The organism is Erwinia endophytica, assembly GCF_009295515.1.
In the GTDB taxonomy this organism is placed as follows: domain Bacteria; phylum Pseudomonadota; class Gammaproteobacteria; order Enterobacterales; family Enterobacteriaceae; genus Erwinia; species Erwinia endophytica.
In genome coordinates, this window is record NZ_RQVV01000057.1 from 99,854 (window position 1) to 122,193 (window position 22,340).

Genomic DNA, 22,340 nt, shown 5'->3' on the forward strand with positions numbered 1-22,340 from the left:
CCCGTTACGAATCACCATCAAAAATCTGCTGGTTGCCGGAAGGTCATCGACGTCTGGTACTGCGGATGGGTAATAGTCAATGTCTGGGCATGGAGCAACAGGCGTGGCGCCATGACTCGGGCCTGTTCATGGGCATAGAAGTTATCGCCGAGGATCGGGTGTCCTAACGCGAGCAGATGGACCCTGAGCTGATGAGAACGGCCTGTGATCGGCGTTAGTTGTACACGGGCGCTGTTTCCCGCCTCATATTCCAGCACCTCATACTCTGTTTGCGCCGCCTTTCCGTTCTCAAAACACACTTTCTGCTTCGGTCGGTTCGGCCAGTCGCAAATCAGGGGTAAATCGATAACCCCTTTCTCCTTATCAGGCTGGCCCCACACGCGCGCCACATACGTTTTCTTCGGCTCGCGTTCACGAAACTGCCGCTTAAGCTCACGCTCAGCCGCTTTGGTCAGCGCCGCCACCATGACCCCGCTGGTGGCCATATCCAGTCGGTGAACCGATTCCGCCGTGGGAAAATCACGCTGAATACGGGTCATCACACTATCCTTGTGTTCAGCAAGGCGGCCGGGTACGGACAGCAGGCCGCTGGGCTTGTTGACCACGATAATATGTTGATCCTGATACAAAATATGTAACCAGGGGGTCTGTGGTGGGTTGTAGGGTTCCATCTTTTTGCCTGTCAGGGGAGACGCTATCCCATTAATGTTTACTGATGCGTGACGACAATCAGACGCAATGCGTCAAGGCGCCAGCCAGCCTTATCCAACGCAGCTAACACCTGCTCACGGTTACTTTCCAGCGCGTCAATTTCATCCTGACGGATATTGGGATTGACGGTGCTAAGCGCATCAAGACGCGACAGCTCGGCACTCAGCTTTTCGTTCGCTTCCTGACGGGCAATATCAATCAACTGACGAGCTTGCTCCGACGCCTTGCTCTCTGCCAATTGCAGAATGGCATAGACGTCCTGCTGTAACGCATTCACCAGTTTACTGCCGGTGTGGCGGTTAACGGCATTCAATTGGCGATTGAAGCTTTCGAACTCAACTTTATCGGCCAGATTGGTACCTTTGCGGTCAACCAGCAAACGTACCGGGGTTGGCGGCAGGAAACGGGTTAATTGCAGGTGCTTAGGCGCTTGCGCTTCCACAACATAAATCAATTCAACCAGTAGCGTTCCCACTGGCAGGGCCTTGTTCTTCAGCAGTGACAGCGCGCAGCTTCCGGTATCGCCGGAGAGGATCAGATCCAGACCGTTACGAATGATCGGGTGCTCCCAGGTGAGATACTGTGTATCTTCACGAGACAGCGCCTGATTGCGGTCAAATGTTACCGTACAGCCATCTTCCGGCACCCCCGGGAAGTCCGGTACCAACATATGATCGCCTGGCGTCAACACGATCAGGTTATCACTGCTGTCTTCCTGGTTTATCCCGACGATATCAAACAGATTCAGCGCGAAGTTGACCAGTTCGACGTCATTGTCCTGCTCGCCAATCTGCGCTGCCAACGCCTGAGCCTGTTCACCGCCATTGGAGTTCAGTTCCAGCAGGCGATCACGGCCTTGCTCCAACTGGTTTTTCAGCCTTTCATGCTGCTGGCGGCATTCGGTGATAAACGCGTCCAGCCCTTGTGGGTTTTCCGGCGCAGCCAGAAACCCGATCAACTGCGGGTAAACCCGGTCATAGACCGCGCGGCCGGTCGGGCAGGTGTGCTCAAACGCGTCCAGCCCTTCGTGGTACCAGTGTACCAGCACGGATTGGGCGGTGTTCTCCAGATACGGTACATGGATCTGAATATCGTGCGCCTGACCGATACGATCCAGGCGACCAATACGTTGCTCCAGCAGGTCCGGGTTAAACGGCAGATCGAACATCACCATCTGGCTGGCAAACTGGAAGTTACGACCTTCTGAACCGATTTCCGAACACAGCAAAACCTGAGCGCCGTTTTCTTCAGAAGCGAACCAGGCTGCAGCCCGATCACGTTCAACAATTGACAGGCCTTCATGGAAGACGGCAGCACGGATACCTTCGTGCTCACGCAGCACCTGTTCCAGTTGCAGGGCAGTGGCGGCTTTGGCACAGATCACCAGTATTTTATGCTCACGGTGGCTGGTCAGGAAATTCATCAGCCACTCGACGCGTGGGTCGAAATTCCACCAGGTGCCGCTGTTGCCTTCAAATTGCTGATAAATCTGTTCCGGATAGAGCATATCGCGTGCGCGCGCCTCTGGCGCTTTACCGGCGTCCATCATGCTGGAAACATTGAAGGCGGTCTGGTACTGCGGGGGCAATGCTAAACGGACCGTCTGCAGTTTGCGCTGTGGGAAACCTTTTACGCTGTTACGGGTGTTACGGAACAGGACGCGGCTGGTACCGTGGCGGTCCATCAGCATACTGACCAGTTCCTGACGCGCGGCCAGCGTGTCGTGGTCATTGCCGTTGGCGGTTTGCAACAGGGAGGTAATGTCCTGTTTGGCCAGCAGATTGTTAAGCAGGTTCATTTGCTGCTCGCTAAGCGCTTTATCGGCCAGCAGGCCTGCTACCGCGTCAGCGACCGGGCGGAAATGTTGCTGTTCCTCCACGAAGGCGGTGAAGTTGTGGAAGCGGTTCGGATCGAGCAAACGCAGACGGGCGAAATGGCTTTCCATTCCCAGTTGCTCAGGTGTGGCGGTCAATAACAGCACGCCAGGGATCTGTTGAGCCAGTTGTTCTATCACCCGATATTCATCCCCGGGCTGTCCTTCTTGCCAGGCCAGGTGATGTGCCTCATCAACAACCATCAGATCCCAGGCGGCCGCAGCCAGCATTGTCAGGCGTTGCTCATTACGGCGTACAAAATCAAGTGAGCAAATGATCAACTGCTCGGTCTCAAAGGCGTTATCGCTGTCCAACTGCGCCTGGGTATAGCGATCATCGTCGAACAGGGAGAAATGCAGATTGAAACGGCGCAGCATCTCGACCAGCCACTGATGCTGTAGCGTTTCCGGTACAATAATCAGTACACGTTCGGCACGGCCTGCCAGCAACTGCTGGTGGATAATCATCCCCGCCTCAATAGTTTTACCCAGTCCCACTTCATCAGCCAGTAGAACGCGAGGAGCATGGCGGCGACCCACATCGTGGGCGATATGCAATTGGTGAGGGATCAGGCTGGTACGCATTCCGCGTAGTCCGCTGACCGGCAAACGATACTGTTCACTTTGATATTTGCGAGCGCGAAAACGCAGGGCGAAGCGATCCATCCGATCCAACTGCCCCGCGAACAGTCGGTCCTGCGGTTTGCTGAATACCAGCTTGCTGTCGAGCATCACTTCCCGCAGTAGCTCGCCCGTCTTTTCGGTATCCAGGCGAGTGCCGGTGTAGGTCACCACGCCGTTATCGTGGAGGACCTCGCTCACTTCCAACTGCCAGCCTTCATGGCTGGTGATGGTATCGCCTGGATTAAATATCACACGGGTTATCGGTGAATCATTTTTAGCATAAAGGCGGTTTTCGCCAGTGGCGGGGAAAAGCAGTGTCACCATGCGCGCATCTACTGCGACAACGGTTCCCAATCCCAGTTCGCTTTCCGTATCGCTGATCCAGCGTTGACCAAGTGTAAAAGGCATAAATATTCGGCTCGATTCTCTTAGAGGTTGTTGCAGGCAACAGCACTTCCGCCTGGCAGTCATTGCCCGGCAGAAAAATTCAGAACATCAGGAAGGGCGTTATGGTACTGGAAGGCAACGCGTTCGTCACCTGTCAAAAAGCCCCAATTGACCAGTGACCAGTGTAGCAAAGTCATCCTGGAGAAAAGGTAGTATGCCATCGGCGACGGGTTGCAGCTGTTTTGCCAGATAGTGATCATAGTCCAGAGGGGTAAGGCGAACTTCCAGAGGTTCCGGACCGGATGTCGCCATGACATAACGAATTTTTCCGCCATTTTGATACTGTAGTGGCCGTCCAAGTTTTTGGTTTTGTTCATCCGCGATACGTGCTGCCCGGACATGCGGGGGAACGTTGCGTTGATAGTCTTTCAACGGGCGACGTAACCTTTTGCTATAGATCAGTTGGTCGTCCAGTTCACCGTCCAGGAGTTGGCGTACGGTTTCGCGAATATAATCCTGGTAAGGCAATTTTTTGAAGATCTTCAGATACAGCGCTTGCTGGAAATTTTGTGCCAGCGGTGTCCAGTCGGTACGTACGGTCTCCAGACCTTTAAACACCATTCGCTCTTGCTCACTCTCACGGATCAGCCCGGCATAACGCTTTTTACTGCCCTGTTCGGCACCGCGGATTGTTGGCATCAGAAAACGGCTGAAATGCGTCTCGTATTCCAGCTCCAGCGCGCTGTCGAGGCCGAGCGTTTCTCGCAGGTGATCTTGCCACCAGGTGTTGACTTTTGCCACCAGGCGGCGACCAATGGCCGTGGCGCGCGCTTCATCGTGCGTTTTTTTCAGCCAGACAAACGTTGAGTCGGTATCACCATAGATGACGTCATATCCCTCGGCCTCGATCAGCGTTTTGGTTTGACGCATGATGTCGTGGCCGCGCAAGGTAATAGAAGACGCGAGGCGGGGATCGAAGAAGCGGCAGGCGCTGGTGCCCAGCACGCCGTAAAAGGCGTTCATGATGATTTTCAACGCCTGCGACAGCGGTTGGTTGCCGTGTTTTTTGGCTGTTTCACGCCCCTGCCAAATCTGGCTGACAATTTCTGGCAGGCAGTGGCGGGTGCGCGAGAAGCGCGCGCCGAGAAAACCGCTGACTGAATCAGCATCATCAGGATGCGCCATACCTTCAGCCAGTCCAACCGGATCGATCAGAAAAGTACGAATAATGGCGGGATACAGACTTTTGTAATCCAGTACCAGTACGGAGTCATACAATCCAGGACGAGAATCCATCACATAACCGCCGGGACTGGCCTCTGGCGTGACCTCTCCCAGATTGGGCGCGACAAAACCAGCCCGATGCATGCGGGGGAAATACAAATGGCTGAAGGCGGCGACGGAGCCGCCGTGACGGTCGGCCGCCAGTCCGTTAACCGTGGCCCGCTCCAGCAGGAAAGGCATCAGTTCGGTATGCTGAAAAATGCGCGTGACCAGTTCGCAGTCTTTCAGGTTATACCGTGCCAGCGCAGGCTTATTTTCGGCAAAGAGCTGGTCGATTTCCTGCATTCTGTCCCACGGATTGTCGATGGCTTTGCCTTCGCCCAGCAATGCCTGTGCGACCGCTTCCAGACTGAACGAGGCGAAATTCCAGAAGGCTGATTTTAGCGCCTCAATACCGTCAATAATCAGGCGACCGGTGGCCTGGGCGAAGAACACGCCGGGTTTGAAGCCATGCTCGCGCCACTCCAGATTTTCGTTATTGCGGCCCAGGCGCAGTGGGATCGCGTAGCGATCAGCATGCTTTTGCAGCGTCCTGAGATCAAATTGCACTACGTTCCAGCCAATCAGGACATCAGGATCGTGCCGTGTAAACCATGCATTAAGTTTTTCCAGTAATTGTGGCCGGCTGGCGACATATTCCAGATGAAAATCCCGTTTGCTGGCCTCACCATTTTCCGGCCCCAGCATATACACATCGCGCTGGCCGCAGCCTTCCAGCCCGATGCAGTACAACTCGCCGTGGCGGTTGGTTTCGATATCCAGTGAGACCCACTTCAGCGGTGGTCGATAGGTGGGATTGGGTTTAAGACGGGTATTGATCAGGCTGCTGCCTGCGGGCTGGCCGCTGAACCATACTGGCGCGGTGATAAAGCGTTCCATCAGAAAACGTTCCGGCGGGCGGATATCCGCCTCATAAACTTTCACGCCGTTTTCGCGCAGGAGTTTTTCCAGTTTTTGCAACTGACGATACTGTTTGCAGTAAAGACCCGCGACAGGACGGTGGCGAAAATCTTTCAGCTCCAGTGGTGCCAGGCGGCAATTACGCTCCTGTTGCAGTAGCGTGGCCACCTGCGTCAGGGATTCTTGTAGAATGAAAGCGACAGACTCTTGCGGCGGCAGCACCACGCGCTGCGGCCCAGTATCTGTCGCCAGCCACAGCACCACTTCCGTACCTGAAGGCGTATCCCGCCAGTGTCGGGTAAGTAGAAAACCTGCGCGCGTGTCGTTCAACGGGCGTCCTTGTGACGGTAATTAATACGTAATAATAACATGTTTATTTATACAGTATCCAACGTAAACGAAAACCACAGAAAATTTTGTCAGTCGCACCGACCACTGACCAGATGATCGCCAACAAAATCACCGTGGACGAACGCAATACCGGGAGGTGCGGGAGGGAGAGTCCTGAGTGTCTGTTGGTCAGTGAGTCAGCCTGGCCGCATTCGCATACAAATCAACGCTTGACGGATTCAGAGCGTCTCTGGACAATCCGTCCTTCTGAAAGACAGAATGTGAAAAGTATGGAAGCCTGGCTACAACATTTGATAACGCAGTCTCTTGCCTGGTCACTGCTGGCTGTAGGGCTGATTACTTTTTTTGAGTCGCTGGCGCTGGTTGGCCTGCTGCTCCCCGGAACGGTATTGATGGCCTCGTTTGGCGCGTTGATTGGCAGCGGACAGATTGGACTGTACCCAGCCTGGATCGCGGGTAGCGTAGGTTGCCTGGTGGGCGACTGGATCTCTTATCTGCTTGGCTGGCAATTTAAAGGGCCGCTACATCGCTGGGCGTTTATTAAAAAGCATAAGGCGCTGATGGATAAAACGGAACACGCGCTGTATCAGCATAGCGTGTTTACCATTATTGTGGGGCGTTTTGTCGGCCCGACCCGTCCGTTGATCCCGCTGATGGCGGGGATGCTTGAACTCCCCGTGAGGAAATTTATTCCGCCGAATATTATCGGGTGTCTGCTGTGGCCACCGCTGTACCTGTTGCCGGGGATTCTGGCCGGAGTGGCGATTGATGTGCCGAAGGGAACCAGTAGCGGCATGTTTAAATGGTTGCTGCTGGCGGTGGCATTGCTGATATGGTTGAGCGGCTGGCTGTGTTGGCGCTGGGGTCGGGTGAAAAAAACGGCGGACTGGGCATCGGCCTGGCTACCTGCCACTCGTCTGCGCTGGTTGGCGCCACTGATGGTGATGCTTGCTATCGCCAGCGTGGTGGCTATCCAGTTTGATCCGATGATGCCGATATTCCGTCAGTTACTGTCGCAGGTCTTTATTGGGCATGGGTAGTGATGCCTAAAATGCCCGCCTCACTGACTTCTCCCTTCAGCAGTGCGGTCGTGCTGCCGTCCCAGTACACCCGGCCATCGACAATCAGCATGCTGCGCGGCGTAATGCGCACCGCGTCGGCAATGCTGTGCGAGACCATCAGCAGGGTGATATTACGCTCCAGACAGACTTCATCCACCAGTTGCAGCATTTCCTGACGCAGTGCGGGGTCCAGTGCGGAAAACGGCTCATCCAGCAGCAGTATCGGTTGTTTCCGCACCAGACAGCGTGCGAGCGCGGCACGCTGACGTTGCCCGCCTGAGAGCGCCGCCGGCAGGCGCGACAGGTAATCTCCCAGCCCGACTCGCTGCGCGATAGTTTGCAGTTCCTGATGTTGCTGCTGAGTCAGCTTCAGCCCCGGATTAAGCCCCAGACCAATGTTTTGCGCCACGGTCAGATGGGGAAAGAGATTGTTTTCCTGAAACAGCATTGAGACCGGGCGCCTGGCCGGTGGCGTCTTGTTATGCTCTTCACCGTTAAGTAACAGACTGCCGCTGTCTGCGGTCAGAAAACCGGCAATCAGGTTTAGCAGGGTACTTTTGCCTGCGCCGCTCGGCCCCAGTACAGCAAGTCTTTCCCCTGCCTGCAGACTGAATGAAAAGCGCATCGGCAGGTGGTGATAGATCCAGGTAAGGTTACTCAGTGTCAGCATGGCGGCCCGGTAGTTTTTCAATCACGGTGAATAAAATGAAACACAGCAGCAGCAGCAGCAGGGCGGTGACCGCGCCATCATTGCTGCGATAAGAGCCTATCTGCTGATAGAGATAAAACGGCAACGTACGGAAGTCCTGGTTGCCAAATAACGCCACCACCCCAAAATCACCCATCGACAGCACACAGGCGAAAGCCAGCGCCTGAGCCAGCGGCCGCCTCAGCGCCCGTAGTTCGATCAACCGCAGTCGGTTCCAGCCACGAATATCCAGCGACAGACATAAACGGTTATAGCGTTCGGCAATGTCGCGTAGCGGGATCTCCAGCACTTTCATTGCGTAAGGCAGCGCCATCAACGCATTGGTGAAAATAATGATGCTATCCGCCGATTGCGGCAGGCCGACGGTTTGATTGAGCAACAGGAAAAAGCCGGTTGCCAGCACGATGCCCGGCATAGCGAGGATCAGCATACTGCTCAGTTCCAGCATCTGACCAGCGAATACCCGCTGGCGCAGGCGTAACTCCCGGCTACTCCACAGCAACATTGTGGTGAGGATTACGCAGAGGATGCCTGCGGCCACGGCAATACGTATTGACGTGAATGTGCTTTGCCACAGTGCGGGTTGCCGCAGAACGGTGGGTAAATCGCGATTAAGGCCGTCAACTATCACGGCCAGCAGAGGGGGCAGCAGTAGCAACACGGTGAGCCCGATCAGCAGGCTATCGATAGCTCTGGCCAATCGACTGTCCTGTGGATTGCGCCAACCCTCAATGCTGGCGGTGCCGGAGGGTATCGCTTTGCTGAGGCGTTGGCTGAGTAACACCAACCCCAGGCAGCAGGTCATTTGAATCAGTGCCAACAGCGCCGCTCTCCCAGGATCGTAATCGAAGCTCAACGCCTGAAAGATAGCCAATTCGATGGTGGTCGCTTTCGGCCCCCCGCCCAGTGACAGCACGGTGGCAAAACTGGCAAAGCACAGCATAAATATCAGCGCGCCAGTGGGCAGGATTTGGCGACGCAGCCACGGCCATTCCACAATGCGAAAGTGATCCCAACCGGTGATGCCTAACTGGGCGGCCAGTTGGCGTTGTTCGCCAGGAATGTGTTCCAGCGTCTTCAACAGCAGGCGTGCCGCCAGCGGCAGGTTAAAGAAGACATGAGCTAACAGGATGCCCGACAGACCATAGGGTGTGAAGGTATAGTTCACACCCAGCAGGGTACAGAGCGTGGCCAGCCAGCCAGTACGGCCATAAACACTGAGCAGGCCAAATACCGCCACCAGAACCGGCAATACCAGGGTCATGGCGCACAGCCGTAGTAGTGTTTCCCTGCCGTGGAAACGACGCCGGTATAAGGCGCGGGCGAGGGGAATAGCAGGCGCCACGGCCAGAGTCGCGGAAAGAAACGCTTGCAGGAAGGAAAAACGCAATACGTGCCACAGATAGTCGTCACGCCAGACATCAAGCCCGTTGATCTCTGGCGCATTGTGCCAGAGGGCGAATAACGCCAACAGCGCCACGGCGACCAGCACTATTGCCGTCAGGACGCCGGGGACTAAGACTGCGATATTCAGCGGCTGACGGCGCGTTGCCATGCATTGATCCATTGGCTGCGATAGCGGGCGACTTCCTGCGGCGTGTATTGCAATGAAATGGCCGGAATAGTCAGAGTGGCAAAGCCAGCCGGCAACGGACTTTTCACGGCTGGATACATCCAGTTGCCGGTTGGAATGGCGTCCTGGAAAGGTTTATCCAGCATAAAGCGCATAAATGCCTGCGCCAGTTGCGGTTGCTGGCTGCTTTTCAACTGGCCAGCCACCTCTACCTGCAGGTAGTGACCTTCGCTGAAATTGGCCGCCGCATATTGCGACTTATGCTCGGCAATCAGATGGTATGCCGGAGAGGTGGTGTAGCTCAGCACCATATCGCTTTCCCCCTTCAGGAACAGGCCATAAGCCTCGCTCCAACCCTTAGTGACCGTGACCGTTTTCTTCGCCAGTTTTTGCCAGGCATCAGGTGCCTGGTCACCGTACACTTTCTGCATCCACAGCAGCAGGCCCAGACCCGGTGTACTGGTGCGAGGGTCTTCATAAATCACCTTCAGCGGTCGGTCAGTCTCAACCAGTTCCTTCAGGCTCTTTGGCGGATTCGGCAGTTTGGTTTTGTCATAAACAAAGGCGAACCAGGCATAGTCAAAAGGCACGAACGTGAGATCTTTCCAGCCGCCGGGAATGGTAATTTTACGGGTATCGACGTTGCTTTTGGCAAACAGGTTAGTTTTCTCGGCCGCATCCAGCAGGTTGTTATCCAGCCCCAACACGACATCAGCTTTGCTGTTTTTCCCTTCCATTTTCAGTCGGTTAAGCAGTGATACCCCATCTTCCAGCGTGACGTATTTCAGCGTGCAATCACAGTCGGCTTCAAAGGCTTTTTTAATCGCCGGACCGGGGCCCCAGTCAGCCGCGAATGAATCATAGGTGTAAATCGTCAGTGTCGGTTTGGCTGCAAAAGCAGGAAGGGCACACAGCATCAGCAGGGGAATGACTTTGTTTAACACTTTGCGTTCCTTAACAGTGAGGGTATCGCAAAGGATCTGAGCAGACGAAACACTCTCAAATCCCTACGCCGGTATTAACCGGATCAGGTTCGACGGGTCTGTCTCAGCGAAAAAACGGTCAGCATCGGGTGTGTTAATAACGTTGGACTGTGTTCGAAATCCTCACATACGCGGCATGAGGCGGTTTCTGTACGCTGTCCTTCACTGATTACACACCGGCTCGCGGCATCTTTTTTCGCACCCCGTTGAGAACGGCTTATTCTAGTGATTTCCCGGCGATAGCGAAAGCGTCGTGATACAGACGACGCCAACCTGGCGGATTTGAAAGCAACTTATGCTGACTCTGTGCCTGCTACACCTGTTCCTGTCATGTTCTCCAACAGCTCCGTCGCGATGTGGTGTGAGGCCGCTAGTTTGCCGTGCCTGTGGGATACCAACGCACCTGTGCTAAATGGAGGTGCCTCCCGGTGACTTGAAGTATGGCGGGGATATATGCATCCTCTTTGTTTGCTGTACGCCTTGTACCGAGATATTTCCTTGAAGGACCCGCTATGAAATCGCTTCTTTTACCTCGCCGTCGTCTCAATCCGGTCTATTTCGCATTTATGGTGGTGTCTTTTATGGTGGGTGTGGCAGGCGCGCTACAGGCACCCACTCTCAGTCTGTTTCTCACCCGTGAGGTGGATGTGCGTCCATTCTGGGTGGGGCTGTTTTATACCGTCAACGCGATTGCGGGCATCGTGGTCAGCTTGCTGGTGGCCAAACGCTCTGATAACCGTGGCGACCGCCGGATGCTGATCCTGTTTTGCTGCCTGATGGCGGTGGGCAATGCGTTGCTGTTTGCGTTTAGCCGGAATTATCTCACGTTGATCACGGTGGGGGTGTTGCTATCGGCGATTGCGAACGTATCAATGCCGCAAATCTTCGCGCTGGCCCGGGAATATGCCGACAGCTCGGCACGAGAAGTGGTGATGTTCAGTTCAGTGATGCGTGCGCAACTCTCTCTGGCATGGGTTGTCGGGCCGCCGCTCTCTTTCGCACTGGCGCTGAATTACGGTTTCACCACCATGTTTGTGATTGCCGCTGGGTTGTTTGTGATCTGTATGGTGCTGATTTGGGTTGCATTGCCTTCAGTGCCGCGGGTTGAACAGCCGACGGAAGCGGTCAGTACGCAGATTCAGGTGTGGAAGAATAAGGACGTCAGGTGGCTGTTTGTCGCCTCATTGCTGATGTGGACCTGTAATACGATGTATATCATTGACATGCCGCTGTATATCAGCAGCGTGTTAGGGCTGTCTGATCGTTTGGCCGGGCTGCTGATGGGGGTGGCTGCTGGGCTGGAAATTCCGGCCATGTTGTTGGCCGGGCATTATGTTAAGCGTTTGGGTAAGCGAAATATGATGTTATTTGCCGTGGTGGCGGGGGCGGTGTTTTACCTCGGGCTGGTACTGTTCCACTCACGGATGGCATTGCTGGTCTTGCAGCTCTTCAATGCCGTGTTCATCGGGATTGTGGCGGGGATTGGCATGCTCTGGTTTCAGGATTTGATGCCAGGAAGGCCGGGAGCCGCGACGACGTTGTTTACCAACAGTATCTCCACTGGAATGATCCTGGCAGGGGTGGTGCAGGGGGCGTTGGCAGAGATGTTTGGCCACTACTCGGTGTACTGGGCAGCATTAATCCTCTCGCTGCTATCGTTGGCGATGGTGGTGAAAGTGAAGGATGTCTGAAAGAAAGATCAGCCCGCTGAACAGGGGGAGTACAGAAACTCATCAGAGTCGACAGGCGTCATCCATCACCGCCCAACCCTCGCCGTCCATGGCGGGAGGCTTATTCCCAACCGTTGTTCACGGCTTATTGCGGCGCTGAGAGAGGCTTTTACCTGATATTTTTCCTGCGCGCCAGGCACTGTGCTGTCCCGGATTAGCGCAAAAATGCCGGCTGTTTCTGCTCATAAGCGCGGATAGCAGCATCATGTTGTAACGTCAGGCCGATGTTATCCAGTCCGTTGAGCAGGCAGTGACGGCGGAAGCTGTCAATGCTAAACGCGTAGTGCTTTTCTCCGGCGATCACCTGCTGATTTTCCAGGTCGACGGTAAAACTGCCCCCCGGCTCGGCCGCCACCCGTTGAAACAGTTCATCGACTTCCTCTTCGCTCAGCGTCACCAGCAACAACTGGTTGTTGAAGGAATTATTAGCAAAAATATCCGCAAAACCGCTGCCGATAATGGCCTGAATACCATAATCGGTTAACGCCCAGGGCGCATGCTCGCGGGAAGAACCACAGCCAAAGTTTTCACGGGTCAGCATAATGCTGGCACCACGGAACTCGGGTTTGTTCAGGACAAAATTGGGGTTAGGGATCTGCCCTTCCGCATCGGTATAACGCCAGTCATAGAACAGGTTGCGACCAAAACCGGTACGTGTCACCATTTGCAGAAACTGCTTGGGGATGATGGCATCGGTATCCACGTTGGCAGCATCCATCGGTACGACGATACCGGTATGCTGGGTAAATTTTTTCGCCATGATACGGCTCCTTAAGTCAGGGAAGGGGACGTTACAGTAGACAACGGCGCCCTGTTGTTTGACTCGCGAATATCAGCAAAGTGTCCGGCGATTGCCGCCATCGCCGCCATCGCTGGGCTCAACAGATGAGTACGGCCACCACGTCCCTGACGACCTTCGAAATTACGGTTACTGGTGGAAGCGCAACGTTCGCCGGGACTGAGACGGTCATTGTTCATCGCCAGGCACATGGAGCAACCGGGTAAACGCCATTCGAAACCGGCATCCAGAAATATTTTATCCAGACCCTCCGCTTCCGCCTGGGTTTTTACCGGGCCAGAGCCAGGCACGACGTAAGCCTGTACGCCAGTCGCGATTTTATGCCCTTTCACTATTGCGGCAGCGGCCCGTAAATCTTCGATACGCGAGTTGGTGCAGGAACCGATAAACACTTTGTCAATTTTAACGTCGGTCAGTTTGACACCGGGTTTGAGATCCATATACGCCAGCGCTTTTTCCGCCGAAGCGCGTTCAATCGGGTCGCTGAACGAGGCCGGATCAGGAATGCATTCATTGACGGCGATGACCTGGCCTGGATTGGTGCCCCAGGTCACTTGCGGTGCAATATCCGCGGCATTCAGGGTGATAACTTTGTCGAAATGCGCGCCGCTGTCGGATTTCAGGGTACGCCACCAGGCGACAGCCTGATCCCATGCCTCGCCTGTCGGCGCGAACTGGCGACCTTTGACATAGTTAAATGTGGTGTCATCCGGCGCCACCAGTCCCGCTTTCGCGCCCAGTTCAATCGCCATATTACACAGGGTCATGCGGCCTTCCATACTCAACGCTTCCACCGCCGGGCCACAGAATTCCACAACATGACCGTTACCGCCGCCACTGCCGGTTTTACCGATAATGGCCAATGCGATGTCTTTGGCGGTGATCCCCGGCGCGGTTTGACCCACCACTTCAATCTTCATGGTTTTCGCCCGGGCCTGTTTCAGCGTTTGCGTCGCCAGCACGTGCTCTACTTCCGAGGTGCCGATACCAAAAGCCAGCGCGCCGAAAGCACCGTGGGTGGAGGTGTGCGAGTCACCGCAGACAATGGTCATGCCAGGCAGAGACATCCCCTGCTCAGGGCCGATGACATGCACGATGCCCTGGAAAGGATGTTTAAGATCGTACAGGCGGACGCCAAATTCTTCACAGTTTTTGATCAGCAACGACATCTGGATGCGGGCCATCTCGCCGCTGGCGTTGATATCACGGGTTTGCGTGGAGACATTGTGATCCATCGTCGCGAAGGTTTTTGATGGCTGACGAACGGCGCGACCATGCGCCCGCAAGCCATCAAAGGCCTGCGCTGACGTTACTTCATGGACCAGGTGCCGGTCGATATATAACAGCGGCGTTTCGTTGGGCGCTTCATACACGACATGGGCATCAAACAGCTTCTCGTATAATGTTTTCATGATCAGGTTTCGCTGATAAATCGGGCAATGATTGATCCCATTTCCTCGGTGCTGGTGGCGGGACCATTACCGGCTAAATCACCGGTGCGGTAACCTTCCGCCAGCGCCCGGCTAACGGCCTGCTCGACTGCGTCGGCGGCGTCGGCCGCTTCCAGGCTGTAGCGCAGCAACAGCGACAACGACAGGATTTGGGCAATCGGGTTGGCAATATTTTTACCGGCGATATCCGGGGCGGAACCACCGGCGGGTTCAAACAGGCCAAAACCCTGAGCGTTAAGGCTGGCAGAGGGCAACATACCCATGGAGCCGGTTATCATGGCGCATTCATCAGAGAGAATGTCGCCGAACAGATTTGAACACAGCATCACATCGAACTGAGACGGCGCTTTGATCAGTTGCATGGTGGCATTGTCGATATACATATGACTCAGTTCGACGTCCGGATAATCCGCCGCCACTTCATTGACGATTTGCCGCCACAGAATCGAAGATTGCAACACATTGGCTTTATCGATTGAGGTGACTTTGTTACGGCGTTTACGGGCTGACTCAAAGGCGATTCGGGCGATACGCTCAATTTCAAAGCGGTGATATACCTCGGTATCGAACGCGCGTTCGTGCTGGCCGCTACCTTCACGACCTTTAGGCTGACCAAAATAGATACCGCCTGTCAGTTCACGCACCACCAGGATATCAAAACCCTGGGCGGCAATATCACTGCGCAGTGGGCAGAAAGCTTCCAGTCCCTGATGCAGACTGGCTGGCCGCAGGTTGCTGAACAGTTTGAAATGTTTGCGTAATGGCAGCAGGGCGCCGCGCTCAGGTTGTTCCGCAGGCGGTAAATGCTCCCATTTCGGGCCGCCGACTGAACCGAACAGAATAGCATCAGCCTGTTCGCAACCGGCAATCGTCGCTGGCGGCAGTGGTTCACCGTGACGGTCGATGGCAATGCCACCCACATCATATTCGCTGGTGGTGATGCGCATGTCGAAACGCTGACGCAGGGCATCAAGCACTTTACTGGCCTGAGCCATCACTTCTGGGCCGATGCCGTCTCCGGGTAACACGGCAATATGATAAGTCCTGGACATGATTACACTGCTTCCTTCTGGTCTTTAGCTTTTGCCTTACGCTGCAGTTCTTGCTCAACCTGACGGGAACGCCAGATGTTGTTCAGCGCATTAATCATTGCTTTGGCTGAAGATTCCACAATATCGGTTGCCAGACCGACGCCGTGGAATTTACGGCCATTGTAGTTCACGACAATATCGACCTGACCCAACGCATCTTTGCCGTGGCCTTTCGCGGTTAACTGGTATTTCACCAGTTCAGCATCAAAATCGGTAATGCGGTTGATCGCCTGATAAACGGCATCGACCGGGCCGTTACCCGTAGCAGCCTCGGATTTCACTTCTTCACCACAGCCCAGTTTCACCGAGGCGGTCGCCATCACGCTGGAGCCAGACTGCACGTTGAAATAATCCAGGCGGAAGTGTTCCGGTTCTTCGGTCTGTTTGTTGATGAAGGCCAGCGCTTCCAGATCGTAATCAAATACCTGGCCTTTCTTATCCGCCAGCTTCAGGAAGGCGTCATACAACGCATCCAGGTTGTAGTCATGTTCTTTATAACCCATTTCATCCATACGGTGTTTTACCGCGGCGCGACCGGAGCGGGAGGTCAGGTTTAACTGGATTTGGTTCAGGCCGATGGATTCCGGCGTCATGATTTCGTAGTTTTCACGGTTCTTCAGCACCCCATCCTGGTGAATACCGGAGGAGTGGGCGAAGGCGCCGGTACCGACTACCGCTTTATTCGCCGGAATCGGCATATTACAAATCTGGCTGACGGTTTGGCTGGTACGATAAATTTCTTGATGGTTGATAGCGGTGTGTACCTTCATCAACTGATGGCGGACTTTGATCGCCATAATCACTTCTTCCAGCGCACAGTTACCGGCACGTTCGCCCAGTCCATTGAGGGTGCCTTCAACCTGGCGCGCGCCAGCCTGTACGGCGGCGAGCGCGTTACCGACTGCCATGCCTAAATCGTCATGGGTATGGACAGACAAAATGGCTTTATCAATATTGGGGACGCGGTTACGCAACTGAGCGAAGATGTTGCTGTATTCGCCTGGCAGGGTATAACCCACGGTATCCGGGATGTTGATGGTGGTCGCTCCGGCATCAATCGCGGCTTCCACCACGCGGCACAGATCATCAATCGGCGTACGCCCGCCGTCTTCACAGGAGAATTCGACATCATTGGTGTAATTTCTGGCGTATTTCACCATGGCTACCGCGCGCTCAATCACCTCTGGCAACGTACTGCGCAGTTTGGTGGCGATGTGCATTGGTGAGGTTGCCAGGAAGGTGTGGATACGGTAAGCCTCGGCGACTTTCAGGGCTTCATAGGCGGCATCAATGTCTTTTTCGACACAACGGGCCAGCGCGCAAACACGGCTGTTTTTAACCTGGCGGGCAATGGTCTGTACTGATTCAAAGTCGCCGGGAGAAGAGACAGGAAAACCCACTTCCATTACGTCAATGCCCATGCGTTCCAGCGCCAGCGCTATTTGCAGTTTCTCTTTTACGCTCAGGCTTGCCTGTAATGCCTGCTCACCGTCTCGCAGAGTGGTATCGAAAATAATAACTTGTTGGCTCATCGGGTATTCCTTGTCATATTTGCTTCGCCATAACAGCGGGCATAAAAAAACCCGCGCCTTGGCGCGGGTTTTTTAGTTTGCAAGCCTGAATCAGTGATTCATTTCGCCCACCAGCCTACCGCGCACAAAAAATGCGTTTAGTAGTAGACCTGGTAGGCGAGTGATATGAATCATTGAATCAGACCTCATAAATTTGCTGTTCCCATATTGATACTTGAAACAGGGGGGGAATGTCAACCATAAACAGTAAGGCATCTCGCCGTCATTCTTCCCATTGTCGGGGGAATGTCCCGGTTTACCGTTTGCTGAAACGGGTCGTAAGCCTGCGGCGGTTTGCGGTAAAAACTTTTTAATTTATCTGTTATATCGGTAAATCTTATGAATTTGCCTGCGTGATAATAACCTTAAGGTTGGTTGATTATTTTATTGGTTGTTAAAAATTAAGTATATAAAACTAAAATTTGTTTGATATTTGAACAGGTGAGCGTTTGTTCTCTTTAGCTTTGTTTTGGTAAGTAAGATGATGAACTGAAAATGAATTAAATTGCAGAGTAAATTACTGCTATTTTGCTTACTTTTCAGTGTAATTGTCGTCGATGCTCCGTCAGGAGGCGTGTCTTTCCATGCAGCAACTGACTCCAGTGCGTGGTATGGCGTTTGCCTGCTAACTTTTCTGCGGTTATGGTACTTCTCAACTAAAAGCAAAAAAACCAGAGTGCCAGGCTACGCCTGGATGTTGGAAATGATTTCTTACCCTTACTAAACACCGGTTTTGACCTTATCCGCACGCGAATCCTGTGGGGGCTTGCGATTTGCGGATAACTCAGCACCTTAAAAGCCTGGAGGCAAAAATGGAGATGTTGTCAGGAGCCGAGATGGTCGTCCGATCGTTGATCGATCAGGGCGTTAAACATGTATTCGGCTACCCCGGCGGAGCGGTTCTCGATATCTACGATGCGTTGCAGACCGTCGGCGGTATTGAGCACGTGCTGGTGCGCCATGAGCAAGGCGCCGTACACATGGCCGATGGGTATTCCCGGGCCACTGGCGAAGTGGGCGTGGTGCTGGTGACTTCCGGCCCCGGTGCCACCAATGCTATCACGGGTATCGCTACTGCTTATATGGATTCCATCCCGCTGGTGGTGCTCTCTGGTCAGGTACCTTCCTCGCTGATTGGCTATGACGCTTTTCAGGAATGCGACATGGTGGGGATTTCTCGTCCGGTGGTGAAGCACAGTTTTATGGTTAAACAGGCCGAAGACATTCCCACGGTGATGAAAAAAGCCTTCTGGCTGGCTTCTACCGGACGTCCGGGGCCGGTGGTTATTGACCTGCCAAAAGATGCGATGAACCCAGCGAATAAGCTGCCCTACGTCTGGCCGACATCGGTCAGTATGCGTTCTTATAACCCAACGACCCAGGGGCATAAGGGGCAGATTAAGCGAGCGCTGCAAGTGCTTCTCGCGGCGAAAAGACCGGTAATTTATGCCGGTGGCGGGGTGATTAACGCGGTATGCCATGCTGAACTGCGTCAGATGGCCGAACAACTGAATCTGCCGGTGACCAGTTCACTGATGGGACTGGGGGCATTTCCAGGAACGCATCGCCAGAGTGTAGGGATGCTGGGGATGCATGGCACCTTTGAGGCCAACATGACCATGCATAACGCCGATGTGATTTTTGCTATTGGCGTACGCTTTGATGATCGTACCACTAACAATCTGGCTAAATATTGCCCGAATGCTACCGTGTTGCATATTGATATCGATCCGACGTCAATTTCGAAGACCGTGCCGGCAGATGTGCCGATCGTCGGCGATGCGAAGCAGGTGCTGGGCCAGATGCTTGAGCTGCTGGCGCAGGGAGAGAATGAGCAGGATTTCGACAGCCTGCGCGACTGGTGGCAACGGATTGATCAGTGGCGTGCACGCCATTGCCTGGAATTTGATCGTAGTAGCGAGAAGATCAAACCGCAGGCGGTGATTGAAACCATCTGGCAGCTGACCAAAGGCGAAGCGTACGTCACCTCTGATGTGGGGCAGCATCAAATGTTTGCCGCGCTCTATTACCCGTTTGATAAGCCGCGTCGTTGGATCAACTCAGGCGGCCTCGGCACCATGGGATTCGGTTTGCCTGCGGCATTGGGCGTTAAGTTGGCGCTGCCGCAAGAAACGGTTATCTGTGTGACTGGTGATGGCAGTATCCAGATGAATATTCAGGAGCTGTCCACCGCATTGCAATATGATCTGCCGGTACTGGTGTTGAACCTGAACAACCGCTTTCTTGGCATGGTTAAGCAGTGGCAGGATATGATTTACTCGGGACGCCATTCACAATCTTATATGGCGTCGCTGCCTGATTTCGTCCGCCTGGCGGAAGCCTATGGTCATGTCGGCATTGGCATCGACCATCCGCATGAGCTGAAGCCGAAGCTGACCCAGGCGTTGGAAGCGTTGGGCACCGGGCGGTTGGTATTCGTTGATGTTAATGTTGATGGCACTGAGCACGTATACCCTATGCAGATTCGTGGTGGCGGGATGGACGAAATGTGGCTGAGCAAAACGGAGAGGACTTAATTATGCGTCGAGTTTTATCGGTACTGCTGGAAAACGAATCCGGCGCATTGTCGCGTGTGGTGGGGCTGTTTTCCCAACGCGGCTATAACATTGAAAGCCTTACCGTTGCACCGACTGACGATCCCACGTTATCGCGAATGACCATCCAGACTGTCGGCGATGAGAAGGTACTGGAACAGATCGAAAAGCAACTGCACAAGCTGGTGGATGTCCTGCGTGTCAGCGAATTGGGACAGGGGGATTACGTCGAACGTGAGATTATGCTGGTTAAAATTCAGGCGACCGGTTACGGCCGTGAAGAAGTTAAGCGCAGTGCGGAAATTTTCCGTGGTCAGATTGTCGACGTAACGCCATCGTTGTATACGGTGCAACTCGCCGGGACCAGTGACAAATTGGATGCTTTTCTCGGCGCGGTGCGCGAGGTGGCTGAAATTGTTGAAGTTGCCCGTTCCGGGATTGTCGGCGTCTCCCGAGGCGATCGCATTATGCGCTAATGCTGTTGGGTGACGTTCACTGTGGTTGACTAACCCGGCATCAGGTCGGGTTTTTTTACTTTTGTCAGAAAATTTCGGTACGGAAATAAAAGCAGTTGCTCGCTAAACTGTTCTACTGTTAGATGTAACAAATATCTTATTCATAGCCGCGCCGCGGCTATTTTTTGCGCCGTTCTGGTGCCTGATGCGTGGGGTTCTTGTGAAACTGGATGAAATTGCGCGCCTTGCCGGTGTATCGCGTACAACGGCGAGTTACGTTATCAATGGTAAAGCTAAGCAGTATCGTGTCAGTGACAAAACCGTTGAGAAGGTGATGACGGTTGTGCGTGAGCATAATTACCATCCCAATGCGGTGGCGGCAGGATTACGAGCAGGTCGTACCCGCTCAATCGGCCTGGTTATTCCCGACCTGGAGAATACCAGCTACACCCGCATTGCCAACTATCTTGAGCGGCAGGCCCGTCAGCGCGGTTATCAGTTGTTGATTGCCTGTTCAGAAGATCAGCCTGATAACGAGATGCGTTGTGTTGAGCATCTGCTGCAGCGTCAGGTGGATGCCATCATTGTGTCGACCTCTTTGCCGCCGGAGCACCCTTTCTATCAGCGCTGGATTAACGATCCGTTACCGATTATTGCACTGGACCGCGCGCTGGATCGCGAACACTTTATCAGCGTGGTGGGTGCGGATCAGGATGACGCCGTCATGCTGGCGGCGGAACTGCGTAAGCAGCCAGTTGACTCGATACTCTTTCTGGGGGCGTTACCCGAACTGTCAGTGAGTTTCCTGCGTGAAATGGGGTTTCGCGAGGCGTGGAAAGATGATGAACGTAAGATAGATTTTATTTATGCCAATAGTTTTGAGCGGACTGCTGCTGCGGCGTTGTTTGAAACATGGCTGGAAACGCATGTGATGCCGGATGCGTTGTTCACCACTTCTTTTGGTTTGTTGCAGGGCGTGATGGATGTGGCGCTCAAGCGTGAAGGGCGCCTGCCTTCTGATTTGGCGATAGCCACCTTTGGTGACCATGAACTGCTGGATTTCCTGGAATGTCCGGTACTGGCTGTGGGGCAACGTCACCGCGACGTGGCAGAGCGCGTATTGGAATTAGTGTTGGCCAGTCTGGATGAACCGCGTAAGCCGAAACCCGGTTTGACCCGAATTCGCCGTAATCTCTATCGTCGTGGCCGATTAAGCCGTAAGCTCAGTTAGTCGTTTGACTAAAAAGGCAGTTAAACCCGCTGCCCTTTTATCTTTCCCTTTCTCTTTCCCTTTCCCTTTGGCAATCCAGTATCCATTTTTAATTGTTAACATGATCCTCTCCGCTTGTTGCGTAAATAAAACCCGGAGGATTAATCTTTTTTATATAACCCATCATATTTATTAGAGACTTGTACTTCGACATTGCGTGTGAGTACCGAGGTTAGGTGAGTGGGCTGGGATTTTTTTAGGAAATAGCCTAAAATGCCGCCCGCGTCGCAAAGTCAGGCTGACGAATTTTGTGGCCATAAACTGGCATATTTTTGAACAATGTAAAATTCTTCCGAAATTTCCTACTATTATTCATCGGCTTAATTTAAAATTTCTGAGTAAACCGCGTTTTTTTAACTCTTCTGCGTTTTTATCTACTGAGAAATAATTCTATTCGGCGTCCGCTGTAGCTTGACAATGTTTTCCTTCGCTCCGTAAACTCCTTTAGTGGGAATTTGTGGTGGAAAGTGGTGAAACGGGGTAACTGGAGGATAAGACTGGCATGTTCCGTGGAGCAACGTTAGTCAATCTCGACAGCAAGGGGCGGCTGGCCGTGCCTACGCGTTATCGCGAAACGCTGATCGGGGAGTCTCAAGGGCAAATGGTGTGTACCATTGACCTCCATCAGCCATGCCTGCTGCTTTATACCTTGCCTGAATGGGAAATTATTGAACGTAAATTGGCCCGTTTATCCAGCATGAACCCGGCTGAGCGTCGCGTTCAACGCCTTTTACTTGGGCATGCCAGTGAATGTCAGATGGATAGCGCAGGTCGTCTGCTGGTGGCGAATACTTTACGTCAGCATGCAAATTTGACCAAAGAAGTGATGCTGGTGGGGCAGTTCAACAAGTTTGAACTGTGGGATGAACAGACCTGGTATCAACAAGTCAGGGAGGATATTGACGCGGAGCAGTCGACTCAGGAACCGTTATCTGAGCGTTTGCAGGGCTTGTCACTATAGC

At 53.7% G+C, this 22,340-nt stretch carries 18 protein-coding genes; 6 read left to right on the forward strand and 12 right to left on the reverse strand.

Annotation, left to right across the window (positions count from 1 at the left end; all coding sequences use genetic code 11):
* Positions 1 to 17: 17 nt before the first annotated feature.
* The 3 genes from rluA to polB all read right to left on the reverse strand — a co-directional run bounded on the left by rluA (position 18) and on the right by polB (position 6,109).
* A complete protein-coding gene (rluA, locus tag EH228_RS17870) occupies positions 18 to 671 on the reverse strand; it encodes a bifunctional tRNA pseudouridine(32) synthase/23S rRNA pseudouridine(746) synthase RluA (protein ID WP_152322973.1) in 654 nt (217 codons plus the stop codon).
* A 38-nt stretch (positions 672 to 709) separates the two neighbouring features.
* Complete coding sequence (gene rapA, locus EH228_RS17875) at positions 710 to 3,616, reverse strand: RNA polymerase-associated protein RapA (RefSeq protein ID WP_152322974.1); 2,907 nt, start codon at positions 3,614 to 3,616, stop codon at positions 710 to 712.
* Positions 3,617 to 3,742: 126 nt separating this feature from the next.
* Entirely contained in the window at positions 3,743 to 6,109 is a 2,367-nt protein-coding gene (gene polB / locus EH228_RS17880) for a DNA polymerase II (protein WP_152322975.1), read from the reverse strand.
* 290 nt (positions 6,110 to 6,399) lie between these two features.
* Between polB and EH228_RS17885 the strand changes: the two genes are divergently transcribed.
* A complete protein-coding gene (locus tag EH228_RS17885; RefSeq protein WP_152323148.1) occupies positions 6,400 to 7,170 on the forward strand; it encodes a DedA family protein in 771 nt (256 codons plus the stop codon).
* On the opposite strand, the gene thiQ is transcribed toward EH228_RS17885, so the two are convergent.
* The 3 genes from thiQ to thiB are packed head-to-tail and all read right to left on the reverse strand — an operon-like array spanning position 7,154 to position 10,417.
* Positions 7,154 to 7,861 (reverse strand): thiamine ABC transporter ATP-binding protein ThiQ, encoded by a 708-nt coding sequence (gene thiQ, locus EH228_RS17890; RefSeq protein ID WP_152322976.1) that lies wholly within the window; start codon positions 7,859 to 7,861, stop codon positions 7,154 to 7,156. The two genes, EH228_RS17885 and thiQ, sit on opposite strands and share 17 nt — an antisense overlap.
* Positions 7,845 to 9,455: a thiamine/thiamine pyrophosphate ABC transporter permease ThiP gene (gene thiP / locus EH228_RS17895; protein ID WP_152322977.1), complete on the reverse strand. Its 1,611-nt coding sequence runs from the start codon at positions 9,453 to 9,455 to the stop codon at positions 7,845 to 7,847. The genes thiQ and thiP overlap by 17 nt, the downstream gene beginning before the upstream one ends.
* Positions 9,431 to 10,417, reverse strand: coding sequence for a thiamine ABC transporter substrate binding subunit (gene thiB / locus EH228_RS17900; RefSeq protein ID WP_152322978.1), 987 nt, complete (start codon positions 10,415 to 10,417; stop codon positions 9,431 to 9,433). The genes thiP and thiB overlap by 25 nt, the downstream gene beginning before the upstream one ends.
* Positions 10,418 to 10,968: 551 nt before the next feature.
* On the opposite strand from thiB, the gene EH228_RS17905 reads away from it, so the two are divergent.
* A complete protein-coding gene (locus tag EH228_RS17905; protein ID WP_152322979.1) occupies positions 10,969 to 12,147 on the forward strand; it encodes an MFS transporter in 1,179 nt (392 codons plus the stop codon).
* 193 nt (positions 12,148 to 12,340) lie between these two features.
* Here the strand turns inward: EH228_RS17905 and leuD are convergent, their stop codons facing one another.
* The 5 genes from leuD to leuL all read right to left on the reverse strand — a co-directional run bounded on the left by leuD (position 12,341) and on the right by leuL (position 17,314).
* Complete coding sequence (leuD, locus tag EH228_RS17910; RefSeq protein WP_152322980.1) at positions 12,341 to 12,946, reverse strand: 3-isopropylmalate dehydratase small subunit; 606 nt, start codon at positions 12,944 to 12,946, stop codon at positions 12,341 to 12,343.
* An 11-nt stretch (positions 12,947 to 12,957) separates the two neighbouring features.
* Positions 12,958 to 14,397, reverse strand: a complete 1,440-nt coding sequence (gene leuC / locus EH228_RS17915) for a 3-isopropylmalate dehydratase large subunit (RefSeq protein ID WP_152322981.1) — start codon at positions 14,395 to 14,397, stop codon at positions 12,958 to 12,960.
* Positions 14,398 to 14,399: 2 nt separating this feature from the next.
* Positions 14,400 to 15,488 (reverse strand): 3-isopropylmalate dehydrogenase, encoded by a 1,089-nt coding sequence (gene leuB, locus EH228_RS17920; protein ID WP_152322982.1) that lies wholly within the window; start codon positions 15,486 to 15,488, stop codon positions 14,400 to 14,402.
* Positions 15,489 to 15,490: 2 nt separating this feature from the next.
* Positions 15,491 to 17,059 carry a 2-isopropylmalate synthase gene (leuA, locus tag EH228_RS17925; RefSeq protein WP_152322983.1) on the reverse strand — a complete coding sequence of 523 codons (1,569 nt, stop codon included), beginning with the start codon at positions 17,057 to 17,059 and terminating at the stop codon, positions 15,491 to 15,493.
* 90 nt (positions 17,060 to 17,149) lie between these two features.
* Complete coding sequence (gene leuL / locus EH228_RS20900; protein WP_152322984.1) at positions 17,150 to 17,314, reverse strand: leu operon leader peptide; 165 nt, start codon at positions 17,312 to 17,314, stop codon at positions 17,150 to 17,152.
* Between the two features lie 596 nt (positions 17,315 to 17,910).
* On the opposite strand from leuL, the gene ilvI reads away from it, so the two are divergent.
* From ilvI to cra, 3 genes are all read left to right on the forward strand, one after another.
* Positions 17,911 to 19,635, forward strand: a complete 1,725-nt coding sequence (gene ilvI / locus EH228_RS17935) for an acetolactate synthase 3 large subunit (RefSeq protein WP_152322985.1) — start codon at positions 17,911 to 17,913, stop codon at positions 19,633 to 19,635.
* A 2-nt stretch (positions 19,636 to 19,637) separates the two neighbouring features.
* Positions 19,638 to 20,129, forward strand: a complete 492-nt coding sequence (ilvN, locus tag EH228_RS17940; RefSeq protein WP_152322986.1) for an acetolactate synthase small subunit — start codon at positions 19,638 to 19,640, stop codon at positions 20,127 to 20,129.
* A 199-nt stretch (positions 20,130 to 20,328) separates the two neighbouring features.
* Positions 20,329 to 21,339, forward strand: a complete 1,011-nt coding sequence (gene cra / locus EH228_RS17945; RefSeq protein ID WP_152323149.1) for a catabolite repressor/activator — start codon at positions 20,329 to 20,331, stop codon at positions 21,337 to 21,339.
* Here the strand turns inward: cra and EH228_RS20675 are convergent.
* On the reverse strand, positions 21,319 to 21,441 hold the full coding sequence (locus tag EH228_RS20675) for a hypothetical protein (protein WP_275065368.1): 123 nt from the start codon (positions 21,439 to 21,441) through the stop codon (positions 21,319 to 21,321). The two genes, cra and EH228_RS20675, sit on opposite strands and share 21 nt — an antisense overlap.
* A gap of 439 nt (positions 21,442 to 21,880) precedes the next feature.
* Between EH228_RS20675 and mraZ the strand changes: the two genes are divergently transcribed.
* Positions 21,881 to 22,339 carry a division/cell wall cluster transcriptional repressor MraZ gene (gene mraZ / locus EH228_RS17950; RefSeq protein ID WP_152322987.1) on the forward strand — a complete coding sequence of 153 codons (459 nt, stop codon included), beginning with the start codon at positions 21,881 to 21,883 and terminating at the stop codon, positions 22,337 to 22,339.
* Position 22,340: the final 1 nt, after the last annotated feature.